This is a genomic window from Nocardioides sp. NPDC087217, assembly GCF_044744805.1.
In the GTDB taxonomy this organism is placed as follows: Bacteria; Actinomycetota; Actinomycetes; order Propionibacteriales; family Nocardioidaceae; genus Nocardioides.
Map to the genome: position 1 here is coordinate 129409 of NZ_JBIUZB010000006.1, position 16402 is coordinate 145810.

The window sequence follows — 16402 nt, forward strand, 5'->3', positions numbered from 1 at the left end:
GGCACTCACTACGATGGCCCGATGGTGACTGGACGTGGACGCTCCCTGGCGGAGCTGATCAACCAAGGCGAGCGCTCGTTCTCCTTCGAGTTCTTCCCGCCGAAGGACGAGGCCGGCGAGGAGCAGCTGTGGAACGCCGTGCGCGCACTGGAGCCCTACCGCCCCACCTTCGTGAGCGTCACCTACGGCGCCGGCGGCTCGACCCGGGACAAGACGGTCGCCATCACCGGCCGGATCGCCGCGGAGACCGAGCTGCTCCCGGTCGCCCACCTGACCTGCGTCGGCCACACCCGCGACGAGGTCGCGGCGATCCTGGACGCCTACGCGGCGAAGGGAGTCGCGCACGTGATGGCCCTGCGCGGCGACCCCGCCGAGGGGCCGCGCGCCGAGTGGACCCCGACCCCGGGCGGCCTCGACTACGCGGTCGACGTGGTGAAGCTGGCCCGCGAGCGCGGTGACTTCCGCATCGGCGTCGCCGCCTTCCCGGAGGGCCACCCGAGTGCCGAGTCGCTCGAGGCCGACGCCGACGTGCTGGTCGCCAAGGCGAGGGCCGGAGCGGAGTTCGCGGTCACCCAGATGTTCTTCCGTGCCTCCGACTACTTCGGCCTCGTCGACCGGGTCCGTGCCCGCGGCGTCGACATCCCGATCCTGCCCGGGATCATGCCGATCCTGAACCTGGCCGCCATCCGTCGCCAGAGCGAGCTGATCGGCGCCGAGGTCCCCGAGGAGATCGTCGAGCGCCTCAGCGCCGCCGGCCCCGAGCCCGCCGACATCCGTGCCGAGGGCATCGCCGTGGCCGCCGAGCTCTGCCAGGAACTCCTCGACGGAGGTGCCCCGGGGCTGCACTTCTACACCCTGAACCGCTCCAAGGCGACGCTGGAGATCTTCGCCAAGCTCAACGTGACGGTCTAGCCTGCGCTCATCTCTCGGCAGGCCCGATCGACTGCGCGACCAGCGCGGACGAGAGACCGGCGTACGGCAGCCCGGAGCCGGGGGTGGCGTGGGCGCCGGCGGCGTAGACGTTGGGGAGCGGGGTGCGCGGCCCGAGGCGCTGGAACACCGTGCCGCGTCCCGCCCACTTCACGCCCAGCGGTGACCCGCGCCAGCGGCGTACGAGCTCGGCGGCGCCCAGGTCGACACGGTGCACGACGTGCTCCCGCAGATCGATCTTGTGGCGCGCCAGCGCCAGCAGGACGTCCTCCATCAGCTTGCCGTGGGAGTGGATCGTCCAGGCGTGCTGCCCCTCGGGGGCGAGCCCGCGGGTGCGTACGACCAGGGTGGGCTCGCCGTGGAGCACCAGCTCGTCGGGAAGGTCGACGAGGTGCTCGGGCAGCGAGGAGAGCCCGAGGTGGAACGTCATCGGCGGGATCGCAGGCAACGTACGTTCCACCAGCGGCCGCAGGGCCGGCAACGAGCGCGGGTCGAAGGCGACCACGACCGCTCCGTCGGCGCCGAGATCGATCTCCCCGGCGGTGGTGCTGACCGCGACCGCCCGCCCGTCGCGTACGACGATGTCCTCCACGCGGGTCGCGGTCTGCACCGAGACCCGGCGGGTGGCCATCCGGGCGGCGAGCACCTCGGCCACGACCCCCATCCCGCCCTCGACCCGCCAGGCGCCGAAGCGCTGCTCGAGATAGGCGATGAGCCCCGCCCAGGCAGGTACGTCACGCAGCTCCTGCCCCGCCGCGACGAACGGGTGCGCCGCGACCAGCCTGAGCCGCTCATCCTTGAACGTCTTGCGCAGCCGCTTGTGGAGGGTCTCGCGCGAACGGAACCGCTCCGCGACGGCCGAGGGCAGCGCCGTGGGCTCCCACGGCACCTCGAAGTAGTGCTGGCGCAGCACCTCCCAGTCCTCGCTGAACCTGGCGACGTAGTCGGTCCACTGCTGGCCCATGCCCGGGCCCAGCTCGTCGAAGGCCGCCAGCTGGGCGCCTCGGGTGCCGCCGGGCACCGAGACCGAGCTCTTGTCGGCGAACCGGTGCTCGCGGATGACGTCCATCGGCACCAGCTCCAGCTCACGCTCAGCCGGCCGCCCGGACTTGCGGAACAGGTCGCGCATCACCGCGGGCAGCAGCGTCGAGGTCGCCGAGGCGTCCCAGGTGAACCCCTCCTCGCGCACCGGCACCAGAGCGCCGCCGAGCTGACCGGAGGCCTCGAGAAGGGTCACCGAGTGGCCGAGCTTGGCCAGCCTGGCGGCGCTGGCCATCCCGGCGTACCCGCCCCCGAGGACGACGACCGCGGTCACTGGACGGGGTAGGGCTTGGTCGTGCCGTCGGACGGGCCCCCTGGAGGAGGGGCGCCACGTCTTCCGCGCCGGGTCAGCCTGCGCCAGCCCCCACGCACGGCGCGGAGGAGGAGATACACCAGCACCAGCCCGGCCACCAGCAGGATCGCGGCGATGCCGGCGGCGGCCAACGGGTGCTGGGTGGCGAACCAGACCACGCCGAGGACGAGGCCGTCCTCGGCCAGGCTGACCACCGAGTTGGAGACCGGCTCGGGGGAGGAGTTGACCGCCAGCCGCTCGCTGGCCTTGACCACGTGGGACATGAACGCCGAGGTGCCGCCCACGACGCCGCCGACGGCCGCGTTGAGCGAGTCTGCCTCACCGGCGAGCAGGACGCCGATCACGGCGCCGATCGTGGGCCGGATCACCGTGGAGATCGAGTCCCACGTCGAGTCGACGTAGGGCACCTTGTCCGCGACGAACTCGATCGCGAACATCGCCCCGGCGGCGGCCAGCACCGGCCAGGTGCCGAGCACGTCAGGGATCTCCTCGGCCCCCGTCGTCCGCTGCACGACGCCGAGCACCAGCACGACCAGATAGGCGTTGATGCCACTGGCCCACCCGCTGGAGAAGGTCAGCGCTAGAGATTCCATGGGGACATCTTGGCGTACGACACCGACATCCGAGCCTGCGACCGCGCGAGGAACGAGCGCGGCCGCAACGGGAGGAGGTCGAGCGAGCGCAGCGACTGAGCTTGCGAAGCCGCGAAGCGGGTCGAGACCGAATCGCGTCGGCCCGAGACCAGGCGCACGCGATCCCGTATTTACCTCCGTTGTGCCCCGTGCGGCAGAATGGGCTGATCAACGCAGAGTTCCCCCCACGTCGCAAGGAGACCGGATGACCATGACGACACCCGACGAGAACGAAGGTGTGGTCGTGAACGAGGACCTGGAGACCACCGTCGAGGTGGCGGCCCTCGCTGCTGAGCCCGTGCCGCGGGAGATGACGTGGGCGGTCCGGCTGATCGTCGGTCTGATCGCGTTCAGCGCCGTCGTGGTCGTGGTCATGGTGCTGCGTTCCGATGACCTGGTGCGCGCGTGGGCGGAGGGCAACGCCTCGGCCAAGCGCATCCTGGAGACCGAGGGGCTCGAGGCCCTCATCAACCCGCCCACCGACAACCGGGTCAGCGCGCCGGCCTTCATCGCCCCGGCGATCACCCTGTTCGGTGTGATGGCCGGCATGCTGGGTGTGCTCGCGGTCTTCCTCCGCAACGGCTTCGAATGGGCCCGCATCACGATCACCTTCCTGGTGTTCATCTCCGCGGTGGCCAGCGTCGGCGGCATCCTGACTGGCCCTCCGGTGATCATCAGCGTGCTCACCACGATCGCGATCGTCATCGCCGCGGGGCTGCTGGTGGTCATGTGGCTGCCGGCCAACACCCGCTACATCCACCCGCCGCACCTCATTCGCGGCGCCGTCGCCGACGACTGAGCGACCCGCACCACCCCTCGACACGCCCCGTCCTCGATTCGTCCTTGTGACTGTCGGTGGCGGGGTGTAGTTTGATCACGTGTTCGAACAGATGTTCGAACAACCAGGCTCTGGCGGGCGTCGTCCTCGACCCCCGACGCCCGCCGGAGCCGTCCACTGCGGGGTCGACCGTGAGCGAGAAGGACGACCCGATGCATCTGCTGCCGGCCACGACGCACAGCTACCTCTTCCGAGCCACCGAGACCCTCGCGGAGGCGACCGTGGCCGACGACGTGCCGAGCAGGTACGCCATCGCTCACGTCGCCGCGCTCCAGGCCGCCGCCGCGCTGATTGCCGCCCGCACCGATCCCGTCGAGGCCGCGAGCCGCGCCGGTCGCCGTCGCCCGTGGAACGCCTGGGTCCGTCTCAAGAAGGTCGCGCCCGAGCTCTCCGAGTGGGCCGACTACTTCGCCGCCGGCGCCGCCAAGCGCGCCGCCGCGGAGGCCGGCTCGATCCGTGCGGTCACCGCGGAGGAGGCCGACGAGCAGGTGCGTGACGCCGACCGGTTCCTCGCCGTCGTCGAGGAGTCGCTCGGGCTGATGGCTCACACCTCGCAGGCCACCCTGTCCCGGCACGACCGCCTCGTGGGCTGATCCAGGTGTGGCGTACGCAGGGTGGGAGGCAGGGCCTACGCTTGGCCTCATGTCAGCTGGCTCCGCTTCAACCAGTCGTCGGGCAGGCGCCCGGACCGTCGCCGTCTGGGACGCGCTCGACCCGGTCCTGGCCTCCGGCCCGCTCGACGTCCTCGACATCGGCGGCGGCACCGGCACCTCAGCCGTACGCATCGCCGGGCTCGGCCACCGGGTCACCGTCGTCGACCCCAGCCCCGACGCGCTGGCCGCGCTCGACCGCCGGGCCCGCGAGGCCGGCGTCTCCGTCGACGCGCGCCAGGGCGACCTCGCCGCGCTCTCCGACGTCGCCGACCCCAGCGGTGCCGACGTGGTGCTCTGCCACGGTGTCCTCGAGGTCGTCCCCGACCCCGCAGCGGCGCTGGCAGGGATCCGCGAGGTGCTCCGTCCCGGCGGCACGCTCAGCCTGCTGGTCGCCCAGCGCACCGCCGCCGTCCTCTCCCGCGCTCTGGCCGGCCACTTCGCGCAGGCCGCCGAGCTCCTCGACGACACCGCTCCGCAGGGGCGCTCCGGTCGCCGCTTCGCGCTCGACGAGGTCACCGGGCTGCTCGAGGCCGCGGGCTTCGAGGTCACCGACGTTCGTGGCGTACGTGTCTTCGTGGATCACGTTCCTGGGTCATTGCTCGATGTCGACCCTGGTGCAACCAACGCTCTCGTCGAGCTCGAGCAGCGGGCCTCGACCCGCGCGGACTACCTGCCGCTGGCTTCGCAGGTGCATCTGCTCGCTTCGCTTCGCTAGGCACCGCCTCGGAGGTCCGGGGTGACCGGCACCCCGATCCTCCATGTCGACATGGACGCCTTCTTCGTTTCTGTGGCGATCAGGCACCAGCCCGAGCTCTGGGACCAGCCGGTCGTCGTCGGGGGTCACGCAAGGGGAGTGGTGACCTGCGCCAACTATCCGGCACGCGCCTACGGGGTCAAGGCCGCGATGCCGGGCTCGATGGCGAGACGGCTGTGCCCTCAGCTCGTCTCGGTCCGTCTCGACTTCGGTGAGGTCGCCGAGGTCTCCCATCGGGTCCGCGAGATCTTCCGTCGCGCCACCCCACTGGTGGAGGTGGTCAGCGTCGACGAGGCGTTCCTCGACGTACGGGGAGCGACAAAGCTCTTCGGGAGCCCCGAGAGGATCGCCCAGCGGATCCGTCGCCAGATCGCCGAGGAGCTGAGCATCACCTGCTCGGTCGGCGTCGCGCCCACCCCGAGCGTGGCCAAGGTCGGCAGCCGCAAGGCGAAACCCGACGGGGTCGTGGTCGTCCGGCCGGAGGAGATCCCCGGCTTCCTCCACCCGCTCGACGTCGGTGAGCTCTACGGGGTCGGCCCGAGCACGAGGACCCGCTTGCGGCGACTCGGCTTCGAGACGGTGGGCGACATCGCCCGCACCCCGGTGCCGACCCTCCACCAGATCCTCGGCCCGCGCCTCGGTGGCCACCTGCACCGGCTCGCCACCGGCACCGACCAGCGGGAGCTGACCGGGCGGCTCGGCCCCGACCTGCCTGACCGGTCCACCGGCGCCCAGGAGACCTTCGGGCACGATCTGAGCGACCGCGAGGACATCGTCCGCGAGCTGCTGCGCCTCTCGGCCCGGGTCACCCGGCGGATGCGGCGGGCAGGCACGGTCGGCCGCACGGTCGCGCTCACCGTGCGGTTCACCGACTTCAAGACCATCTCGCGCTCGCGCACGTTGCCTGATCCCACCGACGTCACCCAGGAGGTGCACGCCACCGCGGTCCGCCTCTACGACGAGCTGAATCTCCGCGGCCGGGCGCTGCGCCTGGTCGGGGTCCGGGTCGAGCACCTGGTCGCCCGCGAGGGCACCGACCGGCAGCTGGTGCTCGGCGAGCGGGAGCGGGGCTGGTCCGAGGCCGACCGCGCCATCGACCAGGTCGCCGAACGCTTCGGATCCAGCCTCGTACGCCGCGCAAGCCTGCTCGATCAGGGCCGGGGTTGACGCACCCGCCACTTTGCTTGACACAATCGGTTCTGGTTGTGCCATGTGGCAGAACGTCAAGGGGCAAGAATTTTCTGGGCTCACTACCGCCTTCAGGTTGGCCAGCCTAGACTTGGAGATACCCCAACAGGACATGGGAGGTACGGTGCCACTCTCGGAAGAGGAGCTTCGCCTGCTCGAGCAGATGGAGCGCGCGCTCTCGGCGGAGGACCCGAAGTTCGCCTCCGCCCTCCGAGGCACGGCCCTGCGCCGTGCCCAACGTCGACACGCGGTCATCGCGGGCATCGTGCTCGCCGGTGGTGTCGCGTTGCTGATGACCGGTGTGATCTCACGGATGTGGATCGTCGGGGTGGTCGGCTTCTTGGTGATGCTGGCCTCGACCTCCGTGCTGCTCACCGCTCTTCGTGGTGCTGCCGCGGTCGAGGAGGACGACGGGGACCACACACCCCGCAGCTCGTTCTTCGACCGGGCCAGCGAGCGCTGGAAGCAGCGCCGCCGCGACAACGACCTCTGAGAGAACGACCTCTCAGAGGGACCTCTAGGACGAGATCAGCTCCCGCTCGGACCGCGCGACCGGTCCGTCGGAGGCTGGTGCCGGCGGGCGGCGGAAGACCGACGCCGGCCACAGGCGCGCCCGGCGACGGGCACGCCGATCGGCGTGCTCCCTGAGCGCGGCCGAGACGAGGCGTACGTCGTCCCCGATCGCCGCGGTGTCGCGGTGCTCCGCATAGCGGTTGCGCTCGACGGCGGCCACGATCCGCTGCAGCGCGAGCATCGGCTCGCGATCCTGCAGATGCGGCGCCAGGCCGGTGGCCTCCTCCCGAGGTGAACGGGTGCCGGTCCAGGGGAGACCGAGGTCGATCGCGGTGTCGCCCAGCTCGCTCCAGCCGGCCTCGGCGTCGCCCGCGAGGCGAGTCGTACGCCGCCGGCGCCGGATCACCGCCGGCGCGGCGAGCGCGACCAGGCCGACCAGAGCGACGATCCCCAGACCGGTCCAGACGGCGCCGGCGTTGGACTCCTCGGTGCCGGTGTCGGCGACCTCGGGCGTCTCGGGCGCCTCGCGCTGCGGACGGTTGGGCACCGGCGCGACGCTTGTGCCGGCGCTGGGGACAGGTGCATCCGGCTCGTTGCGGGCGTTGCCCAGCGCACCGGTGGTGTAGCCGGGCTCGCTGGTGTCGGCGGCCGCCGGGGTCGGCTCGAAGCGGATCCAGCCGATGTCCTCGAACCACAGCTCGGGCCAGGCGTGCAGGTCTCGGCCGCGGAACTGCCACACGCCGTCCTCGTCCTGGTCGCCGCCCAGGAAGCCGAAGGCGACCCGGGCCGGGATGCCGAGCTCGCGAGCGAGCACGGCCATGGCCGTGGCGTACTGCTGGCAGTAGCCGACCTTGTTGTCGGTCAGGAAGTCCAGCAGGGCCGCGCTGTCGGAGCCGACGTCACGCTCCAGGCTGTAGGTGAACTCGCCGCTGTGGCGGAACCAGTTCTGCAGGGCGACCGCCTTGGTGAACGGCCGGTCCTGGCCGGCGGTCCGCTCCAGGGCGATCTCCTCGATCTCGTCGGGGAGCAGCGGTAGGTCGGTCATGCCCGGAGGGGCGCCGACCCCGGGGTCGCCGGCGGCCAGGAGGCGCTCCTGGGACGGCTCGACGGGGGCGGCGGTCATCCGCCAGCTCTGGCCGGCGACGGTCTGGTCCCTGCCCTCGGTGGACATGAAGTCGAGGGTGTCCTCGTCGTAGCGCCACGGCCCCCGGGCGGTGACCTCGAGGGGATGGGCGAAGATCGGCAGCCAGGTCGACTGGAACTTCGCGCTCGCCCGCAGCTGGTAGGTCGTGGGATCGCCGAGCAGGGTCGCGTCGGACATCGGCGGCTCGAAGGTGGCCACGCCGCTGTGGTCGGAGGGCACGTCGCGGTTGCCCGAGGTCCACTCCGTGCCGGTGAACTTGGTCAGGGCTCCGACGCGGAGATAGGACGGGGGAGTCTCGGTGTCGCCGTAGACGGGGGTCACCGACACCATCACCTGGTCGCTCTGCCGGCGCAGGTCGTCGTAGAGCCCGACGGTCGGGTTGATCACGCGCAGGGGGCCGTCGCCGTCGCCCGGACCCAGACCGGGAAGGGAGACGTTCGGGCTGGGCAGCCACGCCGGGGTGAGCAGCGCGATCACTACCGCGGAGACGCCGATGACCGCCGGCCCGGCGGCGGGCACCACCGGGAGGTCGTCGTCGAGGCGCCGGCCCCAGCGGCTCAGCTGCTGGGCTCGGTCGAGGCGCAGCATCACCAGGAACGAGATCGCGGTGAGCGCGAAGACGACCCAGGAGACACCGCCCCACCCGCCGGCGCCGATGATGCTGAACGGCACCGTGAAGACGCCCAGCACCACGAGCCCCATCATCGGCGGCCGCCGCAGCGAGACGGCGAGGACGTCGGCCAGCAGCACCGCCGCGACACCGCCCGGGATGAGGTAGGGCGCCACCTCCGACCCGGACATCGGCAGGTCGAACGGATTGAACGCGACGTACGCCTCGGTCATCTCGGCCGTGACCCGGGCCCGGCCGCCGCCGGTGACGGGGAAGGGGTGCTGCACGACCAGCAGGCCGGTCGCGATCGTGCCGAGAAGCACCTGCAGCAGGACCACGACCGCGTCGTGCACGCGCAGCAGCCGCGCGGAGATGCCGGTGCCGACCACGAGCAGGCCGGCGACCAGGATGGGGCCGAGGTAGGGGAACCGGGTGCTCGTGAACGAGCCCCACGACGACAGCGCGAACAGGACGGTCAGGAAGCACGTCAGCGGCACCGCCATGGCGGGCACGACGCCGCGCGCGTCTCGGGAGGTCATCATCGCGCCGCCCCCGCTCCTGCTGCCGCGCCCCGGGTGCCGAGCTCGCGCCAGCGGGTGGCCACCGAGTCGCCGACCCCGAGCTCGACCGCCTTCCAGCCGTGCTGGATGAGCAGAGGTACGCCGCTGGGCCGCCGTTGCTCCGGTGCCAGGTGCACCGCGCTCCAGCCGTCGACGGCGAGCGAGAAGGCGAGCGCGGCCCCGGTGCGGTGTCGCACCCGGCGAAGCACGCCCGCGTCGTCCTCGTCGAGGGAGCCGAGCACCGCCACGGTGACTCCGCCCTGCCCGGCCTCGCCGATCCAGGAGGCGTCGATGCGGTGGTGCTGGACGGTCTCGACCACGGCGAGCGCCTCCAGCAGGGCGGCCGCATCGGCCTGGCCCTCGCGATCGTGCCAGCCGGCGTTGAGCTCACCGCTGCCCGCGGCGCCGGGGGTGTTTCCGCCGGAGGTCACCAGCCGCACCGAGTAGCCGGCCTCGACCAGGTGCACGGCGACTGAGGCGGCGACCACGACAGCGTGCTCGAAGGAGGAGCCCGCGCCCTGGCCGCGGTGGACCGAGCGACGATTGTCGAGGAAGACGGTGGCGCGGGCCTGCCAGGGCTGCTCCTCGCGGCGCACCATCAGCTCGCCGAGGCGGGCCGAGCTGCGCCAGTGCACCCGTCGCAGCTCGTCGCCGCGGCGGTATTCACGCACCGTGACGTCCTCCGCGCTGCCCCCGAGGAACGCCCTCGGCCGGGAGTCGCCCGACGAGGTCGCGTTGCCGGTCAGGGGAGTCGGGGGCAACGGGACCACTCTCGGCGTGACCGTGAACGGGACCGTGGACTGGAAGGCGCGGTTGAGCTCGACCAGGCCGAACGGGTCGGCCACGGTCACGCGCATCGGGCCGATGTCGAAGCGGCCCCGGATCTCGGAGCGGATCTGATAGCCGAGCTTGTGGCGCCACCCGAAGCCGATCCGGTCGACCACGAAGCGGGGGCGCCCACCCAGGGCGTACGGCACCGTCTCCTCCAGCAGCAGGGTCCCGGTGGGGATCCGGCCCTCGTTGGCGATGGTGAGCTCGACCTTGGCCGGCTGACCGGCCTCGGTCAGGTGCGGCTCGATGTGGCGGACCAGTGCGAGCCGGTAGCGGCCCCAGGCGGCGACCACCGCTGTGACCAGCGGCAGCGCGACCAGCAGCATCCCGATCCGGGACAGTGTGGACTGGTCCAGCAGGATCCCGCAGACGATGGCGGTGATCCCGGCGGCCAGGAAAGCCCGGCCCCGGATGGTCAGTCCGGACAGCGCCTCACGCATCGCGCCCCTCCTTGAAGTCGGCCCGAGGGTCAGGTCTGTGGCACCGGCACGGCGGACACGACGGACTCGAGGATGTCGGTGACCGACCGGCCGTGCATCGCCGCGGAGGCGCTGGGGAGGAGACGATGGGCAAGGACCGGACCGGTCAGCCTGCGTACGTCATCGGGGAGGACGAACTCGCGTCCGTGCAGGGCGGCATGAGCCTTGGCGGCCCGGAGCAGGTGGAGGCTCGCCCGCGGCGAGGCGCCCAGGGCGAGCTCGTTGTTGGTGCGGGTCGCCGCGGTCAGCGCCACGGTGTAGCGGCGGACCGCCTCCGAGACGTAGACCTGGTTGACGACGCCGACGAGCTTGCGGATCTCCACTGCGTCGGTGACCGGGTCGAGGTCGTCGAGGGGGTTGGCCGCGCTGTGGCTGGCCAGCATCGCGATCTCGGAGCCGACCGGCGGATAGCCGACCGAGACCCGCGCCATGAACCGGTCGCGCTGCGCCTCGGGGAGGGCGTACGTCCCCTCCATCTCGATCGGGTTCTGGGTCGCGATCACCATGAAGGGCGACTCCAGCTGGTAGGTCACGTTGTCGACGGTGACCTGATGCTCCTCCATGCACTCCAGCAGCGCCGACTGGGTCTTGGGGGAGGCCCGGTTGATCTCGTCGCCGACCACGATGTTGGCGAAGATGCCACCCGGGCGGAACTCGAACTCCCGGGTGTTCTGGTTGAAGATCGACACCCCGGTGACATCGCTCGGGAGCAGGTCGGGCGTGAACTGGATGCGACGCACCGAACAGTCGATCGAGCGCGCCAGCGCCTTCGCGAGCTGGGTCTTGCCGACCCCGGGCACATCCTCGATCAGGAGGTGTCCCTCGGCGAGCAGCACGGTCAGCGTGGAGTCGACGACGTCGGTCTTTCCTTCGATCACCTTCTCGATGCTGTCGCGAATGCGGCCCGCGACCCGCACCAATGTCTCGATCTCTGCCCCATTCGATGAGGCCTCCAACGGCGTCGTCACGTCGCGTCCTTCCGACTCACCCTGCTTATGGGAACACCGTACGGGGTAGCGCCTACGGGCGTCTGCGTCATTCACCCGACTGTGACCTGTAGGCGGTACGCCGCCGGCCTCCGCCGCACGCGGGCCGGGGGAGCGGGTGGTGGTGGGAAATCACCTCGTGGGGGAGGAAGGTGGTTTGAATGTGGGGGATTGTGGGGTACGGTGGGGCAAAGTGGAGGAACGATCCACGTTGAGCTGACCGCGGGGGCGAGCACATGTTCTTCATGGGCACGTACACGCCGAAGCTCGATGAGAAGGGCCGGATCTTCCTCCCGGCAAAGTTCCGAGATCGACTGGCGGAGGGGGTTGTCGTGACGCAAGGTCAGGAGAACTGCCTCGTGGTGTGGCCCGAGGACGTCTTCATGCAGGAGGCGCAGCGGGCCCAGCAGACGCCGCTCACCTCTCGGGACGCACGTGACTACGCCCGTGTCCTCTTTGCGGGGGCCGAGCAGACGACACCCGACAAGCAGGGCCGGATCGGCATTCCGCCGCTCCTGCGCGACTACGCCGGGATCGTCAAGGACGTGGTCGTGATCGGTGTGATGGACCGGATCGAGATCTGGGACCCGGCCAAGTGGGCGGAGTACTCCGCGGGTGCACAGGCCAAGTTCGCAGACCTCGACGAGTCGACGGACTGACAAAGGGACAGATCGACAAAGCGACAAGCAACAGAGCTGATCAGAAACGAAACAAGTCAACAGCGGATCCGCAGGACGAGGTCTCAGTCCCGCTCCACTCATCCAGCCATCCGGGGCACCTTCCCCGGCTCCGGACGGCACCTGGTGGTGACGGAGCGGGCATGAGACCTGGCTCTGCGGATCCGTGGCGTTGTCAGCCCGTGGCTCTACCGAAGAGCCGGGGAGAACACACCAGACGAAGCCGTGCGATGGGGGTCGAGGCGGTGACGAACCAGAAGCACGTGCCGGTGATGCTCGACCGCATCGTCGACCTGCTCGCGCCGGCGCTCGCCGATGGCGGCGTGCTCGTCGACTGCACGACCGGTCACGGTGGTCACACCGAGGCCGTCCTCGAGCGCATTCCCGGGTCGCGGGTGATCGGCATCGACCGAGACACCTACGCCCTCGGCATCGCGGGGGAGCGGCTGGCCCGCTTCGGCGACCGGTGGACAGGCGTCCACGCGGTCTACGACGAGATCCTCGACGTCGTCGCCGGGCAGGGCCTGGCCGAGGTCCAGGGGGTCCTCTTCGACCTCGGTGTCTCCTCGATGCAGCTCGACCAGCGCGAGCGTGGCTTCGCCTACGCGGAGGACGCGCCGCTCGACATGCGGATGGATGCCACCCGGGGTCAGACCGCGGCGGACGTCCTCAACAACTACTCCGCGGCCGACCTGACCCGGATACTGCGGGACTACGGCGAGGAGAAGTTCGCCAAGAAGATCGCCTACGCCATCGTCAAGCGTCGCGAGACGGTGCCGTTCACGACGAGCGGGCCTCTGGTGGAGCTTCTCTACGCGGAGATCCCGGCACCTGCCCGTCGCACCGGCGGACACCCGGCCAAGCGCACCTTCCAGGCGCTGCGGATGGAGGTCAACGACGAGCTCGGGGCGTTGCGTACGGCACTGCCGGACTCTCTCGAGGCCGTCGGCGTCGGTGGCCGAGTGGTGGTCGAGTCCTACCACTCGCTCGAGGACCGGCTCACCAAGCGGGCCTTCGCCGAGGCGACGAAGCTGGACGTACCTCCCGACATGCCGATCGTGCCGCCCGAGGCCGAGCCGTCGTTCCGTCTGCTCACCCGTGGTGCCGAGCAGGCCAACGAAGCAGAGATCGAGGAGAACCCGCGCGCCGCCTCGGTGCGACTGCGCGCTGTGGAGCGCACCAAGCCCCGAACCAACCTTCCCAAGTCGAACCCTGGAGCAGCCAGATGAGCATCTCCGCCGCGCCGCAGGCGCCCGTACGCAGCCCGGACCGGGCCACCGAGACGACCCAGGCACGGCTCACCGCCGTGCCTGCGCCGCTGCCTGCCCCGATGGCGCCGCGGCTGCCGTTCGTCGTGCTCGTCTCGATGCTGCTCATCGGTGGCGTCGTGGGTCTGCTCGTCTTCAACACCTCCATGCAGCAGTCGGCCTTCCAGGAGCAGCGTCTCCAGGAGCAGGCGACCACGCTGGCCGCCCGGGAGCAGGCGCTCGACGGTGAGCTGAAGAAGATGGAGGACCCGCACAAGATCGCCGCCAAGGCGAAGGATCTCGGCATGGTCGTCCCGCAGAACGCGGCCATGCTCCGGGTCCCCGAGGCGAAGATCGAGGGGGAGGCGGCCGCGGCCGACCGTTCCGCGACGCCGCCGCTGCACCCGAAGGTCGCCAAGCCCTACAGCGTGCTGCTCGCCGAGCAGAAGGCGGCCGAGGCGGCCGCTGCGAAGAAGAAGGCGGCCGAGCTCGCGGAGAAGAAGCGCGACCAGGAGGCGGCGGAGAAGCAGGCAGCCGAGGAGCAGCAGCGTACGTCTTCGGGCGAGGCTCGGTAGGGGAGCGGAGCGATGGCCCAGCGACAGGTCAAGCGGAAGGTCCGCCGGCCGGCGCGCCGCCCTGCCCCGAAGTCCACGCCGAAGGCGACGCAGCGACGCGGGCCGGTGCACATCCGGCTCCGCGTCGGCTTCATCCTGGTGGCGATGGTGCTCTCGGTCTTCGGGGGCCGGCTGGTGCAGCTGCAGGGCATCGACCCGCACTCGTACGCCGCGATGGCGGCCGCCGAGAACGTCGTCGACGTCGTGCTGCCGGCCGAGCGCGGCGAGATCCTCGACCGTGACGGCGAGGCGCTGGCCGACTCCTCCGACGGGCTGATGGTCCTGGCCGACCCGAAGCAGACGAAGAAGGACGCCCCGGCGATCGCCGCGTTCCTGGCCAAGGAGCTCGGGGTCGACTACGCCTCGGCGCTCGCCAAGCTGCGTAAGGACGGGAGCCGGTTCCAGTACATCGACCGTCAGGTCGTCGCGACCAAGGCCACCGACGTGGTGGAGCGCGCCAAGGCCAAGGGCTACCAGGGGCTGTGGACCAGCCGTGACCCGCTGCGCAACTACCCCAACGGTGACGTCGCGGCCAACCTGGTCGGCTTCATGGGCAACGACGGCCCCCTCGCCGGCCTCGAGGCCGCCTTCGACAAGCACCTGGCCGGCAAGGACGGCCACGCCGAGTACGACGCGACCAGCCCGATCAGCGGCACCCGGATGCCGCTGGGCACCAACAACCGCGTCGATCCGGTCGACGGCAACGACCTGACCCTCACCATCGACCGCGACCTGCAGTACTACGTCCAGCAGACCCTGATGGACGCCGTGCAGAAGTCGCGTGCGGAGTCGGGGATGGCGGTCGTGATGGACACCCAGACCGGCGAGATCCTGAGCCTGGCCGACTACCCGACCTTCGACGCCCGTGACCCGGCCGCCTCGCCGAAGGCCCTGCGCGGGAGCAACGCCCTCTCCAACGTCTACGAGCCCGGTTCGGTGCAGAAGGTGCTCACCGTCGCCGGCCTGCTCGACCAGGGGCTCGTCTCGCCCTCGACCCGGCTCAAGGTGCCGGGGTCCTACCGCTCGGGCGACGCCGACATCCACGACTGGTACGAGCACGGCATGGAGAAGCTCACCCTGGCCGGGGTGATCGCGAAGTCCTCCAACATCGGCACCGTGATGGCGGCCGACAAGTACGAGGACGGCCAACTGCGCGACTACCTGGCCGCCTTCGGACAGGGCCGGCGCACCGGTCTCGGCCTCGACACCGAGTCGGCCGGTCTGCTCGCCTCGCCGGAGACCTGGAACCCGGCCGACGAGGACCGCATCGACTTCGGCCAGTCGATCTCGGTCAACGCGGTGCAGATGACCGCCGCGCTCAACACGATCGCCAACGACGGCGTACGCATCGACCCCAGCCTGATCGCCGGGAGCGCCACGAACAACTCCGGCATCGAGGTCGGCACCGACACCGCCGATCGCACCCGTGTCGTCTCCGAGGAGGCCGCCACCCAGACCGCGGAGATGATGGAGCGGGTCATCAACGACCCCGTCAACGGCACCGCCAAGCAGGCCGCCGTCCCCGGCTATCGCGTCTCCGGCAAGACCGGAACCGCGCAGCGGGTCAACTCCGAGTGCAAGTGCTACGACGGCACCACCACGGTCTCCTTCGGCGGCTTCGCCCCCACCGACGACCCGCGGTTCACGGTCTATGTCGCGATCCACAACCCCGGCAACGGCGGTGGCGGTGGCACCGTCACCGGCCCGGTCTTCTCCCAGATCATGTCCTTCGTCCTGCGCCGCTACGGTGTCCCGCCGACCGGCACCGAGCCGTCGAAGATACCCACTGGTTGGTGAGCTGCGCCGGCTGCAGGAGTACCCGGTTAACCGGGTATGCCTGCACTTCTCTGGCAATGCAACACCAGAGAAGTGCAGGCATTGCCTGTGCGCTGTGACGGAAGAGACAGATGGTTCACGGCGAATGCATAACATAGGTATGTTATATTTCGTGTGTGAGCACGACTTCAGCCTCCGGACGTGACCTGTCGCTCGCCCTCGAGAAGGTGGTGCGACTGGTGCGGGAGGTGTCGACGGCGGGGGACGTGTCGCCGACGGCGGCCACGGTGCTGGCCGGACTGGCGAGGACCGGGCCGCAGCGGGTGACCGACCTGGCGCGGGTCGCCGGGGTCTCCCAGCCCGCGATGACGCAGCTGGTCAACCGGCTCACCCAGCAGGGGATGCTCGCCCGAGTCGCCGATGACGCCGACCGCCGGGCGGTCCTCGTCGAGGTCACCGACTCCGGACGAGAGGTCCTCGAGACCAGGCGCGGGCAGCGAGCCGGTGTGCTCGACGCAGCCCTGGCCAGGGTCTCCGCCGAGGACCGTGCCGCCATAGCGGCGGCGCTGCCGGCCCTCGACCGGCTCGTCGACGCCGTGCTCGACTCCTGACGCGC

Annotated in this window: 16 protein-coding genes; 11 read left to right on the forward strand and 5 right to left on the reverse strand. The window is 70.8% G+C overall.

What is annotated here, in order from left to right; genetic code table 11:
• The first annotated feature begins 21 nt into the window (after positions 1 to 21).
• The gene (gene metF, locus ACIO3S_RS23490; protein ID WP_160024347.1) at positions 22 to 912 is read left to right on the forward strand and encodes a methylenetetrahydrofolate reductase [NAD(P)H]; all 891 of its coding nucleotides are present in this window, start codon (positions 22 to 24) and stop codon (positions 910 to 912) included.
• A 7-nt stretch (positions 913 to 919) separates the two neighbouring features.
• Here the strand turns inward: metF and ACIO3S_RS23495 are convergent, their stop codons facing one another.
• Entirely contained in the window at positions 920 to 2245 is a 1326-nt protein-coding gene (locus ACIO3S_RS23495) for a phytoene desaturase family protein (RefSeq protein ID WP_400468081.1), read from the reverse strand.
• Positions 2242 to 2877 carry a DUF4126 domain-containing protein gene (locus ACIO3S_RS23500; RefSeq protein ID WP_160024344.1) on the reverse strand — a complete coding sequence of 212 codons (636 nt, stop codon included), beginning with the start codon at positions 2875 to 2877 and terminating at the stop codon, positions 2242 to 2244. The genes ACIO3S_RS23495 and ACIO3S_RS23500 overlap by 4 nt, the downstream gene beginning before the upstream one ends.
• A 244-nt stretch (positions 2878 to 3121) precedes the next feature.
• Here ACIO3S_RS23500 and ACIO3S_RS23505 point away from each other — a divergent pair, with 244 nt between their 5' ends.
• The 5 genes from ACIO3S_RS23505 (at position 3122) to ACIO3S_RS23525 (ending at position 6842) form a co-directional block, all read left to right on the forward strand.
• Positions 3122 to 3715: a hypothetical protein gene (locus ACIO3S_RS23505; protein ID WP_400468082.1), complete on the forward strand. Its 594-nt coding sequence runs from the start codon at positions 3122 to 3124 to the stop codon at positions 3713 to 3715.
• Positions 3716 to 3885: 170 nt separating this feature from the next.
• Positions 3886 to 4347: an SAV_6107 family HEPN domain-containing protein gene (locus ACIO3S_RS23510; RefSeq protein WP_400468083.1), complete on the forward strand. Its 462-nt coding sequence runs from the start codon at positions 3886 to 3888 to the stop codon at positions 4345 to 4347.
• Between the two features lie 49 nt (positions 4348 to 4396).
• Positions 4397 to 5122, forward strand: a complete 726-nt coding sequence (locus ACIO3S_RS23515; RefSeq protein WP_350841469.1) for a methyltransferase domain-containing protein — start codon at positions 4397 to 4399, stop codon at positions 5120 to 5122.
• A 21-nt stretch (positions 5123 to 5143) separates the two neighbouring features.
• Entirely contained in the window at positions 5144 to 6328 is a 1185-nt protein-coding gene (gene dinB, locus ACIO3S_RS23520; RefSeq protein ID WP_400468084.1) for a DNA polymerase IV, read from the forward strand.
• Between the two features lie 145 nt (positions 6329 to 6473).
• Positions 6474 to 6842 carry a DUF3040 domain-containing protein gene (locus ACIO3S_RS23525; RefSeq protein ID WP_160024339.1) on the forward strand — a complete coding sequence of 123 codons (369 nt, stop codon included), beginning with the start codon at positions 6474 to 6476 and terminating at the stop codon, positions 6840 to 6842.
• A gap of 24 nt (positions 6843 to 6866) precedes the next feature.
• Here ACIO3S_RS23525 and ACIO3S_RS23530 read toward each other — a convergent pair whose 3' ends face one another.
• From ACIO3S_RS23530 to ACIO3S_RS23540, 3 genes are read right to left on the reverse strand one after another with little or no spacing between them, the layout of a single operon-like run.
• Complete coding sequence (locus tag ACIO3S_RS23530; protein WP_400468085.1) at positions 6867 to 9158, reverse strand: transglutaminaseTgpA domain-containing protein; 2292 nt, start codon at positions 9156 to 9158, stop codon at positions 6867 to 6869.
• Positions 9155 to 10447, reverse strand: coding sequence for a DUF58 domain-containing protein (locus ACIO3S_RS23535; RefSeq protein WP_400468086.1), 1293 nt, complete (start codon positions 10445 to 10447; stop codon positions 9155 to 9157). Before ACIO3S_RS23535 ends, ACIO3S_RS23530 begins: the two co-directional genes overlap by 4 nt.
• Positions 10448 to 10476: 29 nt before the next feature.
• Positions 10477 to 11454, reverse strand: coding sequence for a MoxR family ATPase (locus ACIO3S_RS23540; RefSeq protein ID WP_350718818.1), 978 nt, complete (start codon positions 11452 to 11454; stop codon positions 10477 to 10479).
• Between the two features lie 263 nt (positions 11455 to 11717).
• Between ACIO3S_RS23540 and mraZ the strand changes: the two genes are divergently transcribed.
• From mraZ to ACIO3S_RS23565, 5 genes are all read left to right on the forward strand, one after another.
• Positions 11718 to 12131, forward strand: a complete 414-nt coding sequence (mraZ, locus tag ACIO3S_RS23545) for a division/cell wall cluster transcriptional repressor MraZ (RefSeq protein ID WP_231380332.1) — start codon at positions 11718 to 11720, stop codon at positions 12129 to 12131.
• 248 nt (positions 12132 to 12379) lie between these two features.
• Positions 12380 to 13378, forward strand: a complete 999-nt coding sequence (gene rsmH / locus ACIO3S_RS23550; protein ID WP_160024336.1) for a 16S rRNA (cytosine(1402)-N(4))-methyltransferase RsmH — start codon at positions 12380 to 12382, stop codon at positions 13376 to 13378.
• The gene (locus ACIO3S_RS23555) at positions 13375 to 13971 is read left to right on the forward strand and encodes a hypothetical protein (protein WP_350718815.1); all 597 of its coding nucleotides are present in this window, start codon (positions 13375 to 13377) and stop codon (positions 13969 to 13971) included. Before rsmH ends, ACIO3S_RS23555 begins: the two co-directional genes overlap by 4 nt.
• Before the next feature lie 12 nt (positions 13972 to 13983).
• Positions 13984 to 15807: a peptidoglycan D,D-transpeptidase FtsI family protein gene (locus tag ACIO3S_RS23560; RefSeq protein WP_400468087.1), complete on the forward strand. Its 1824-nt coding sequence runs from the start codon at positions 13984 to 13986 to the stop codon at positions 15805 to 15807.
• A gap of 155 nt (positions 15808 to 15962) precedes the next feature.
• Positions 15963 to 16397 carry a MarR family transcriptional regulator gene (locus ACIO3S_RS23565; protein WP_160024333.1) on the forward strand — a complete coding sequence of 145 codons (435 nt, stop codon included), beginning with the start codon at positions 15963 to 15965 and terminating at the stop codon, positions 16395 to 16397.
• Positions 16398 to 16402 lie beyond the last annotated feature (5 nt).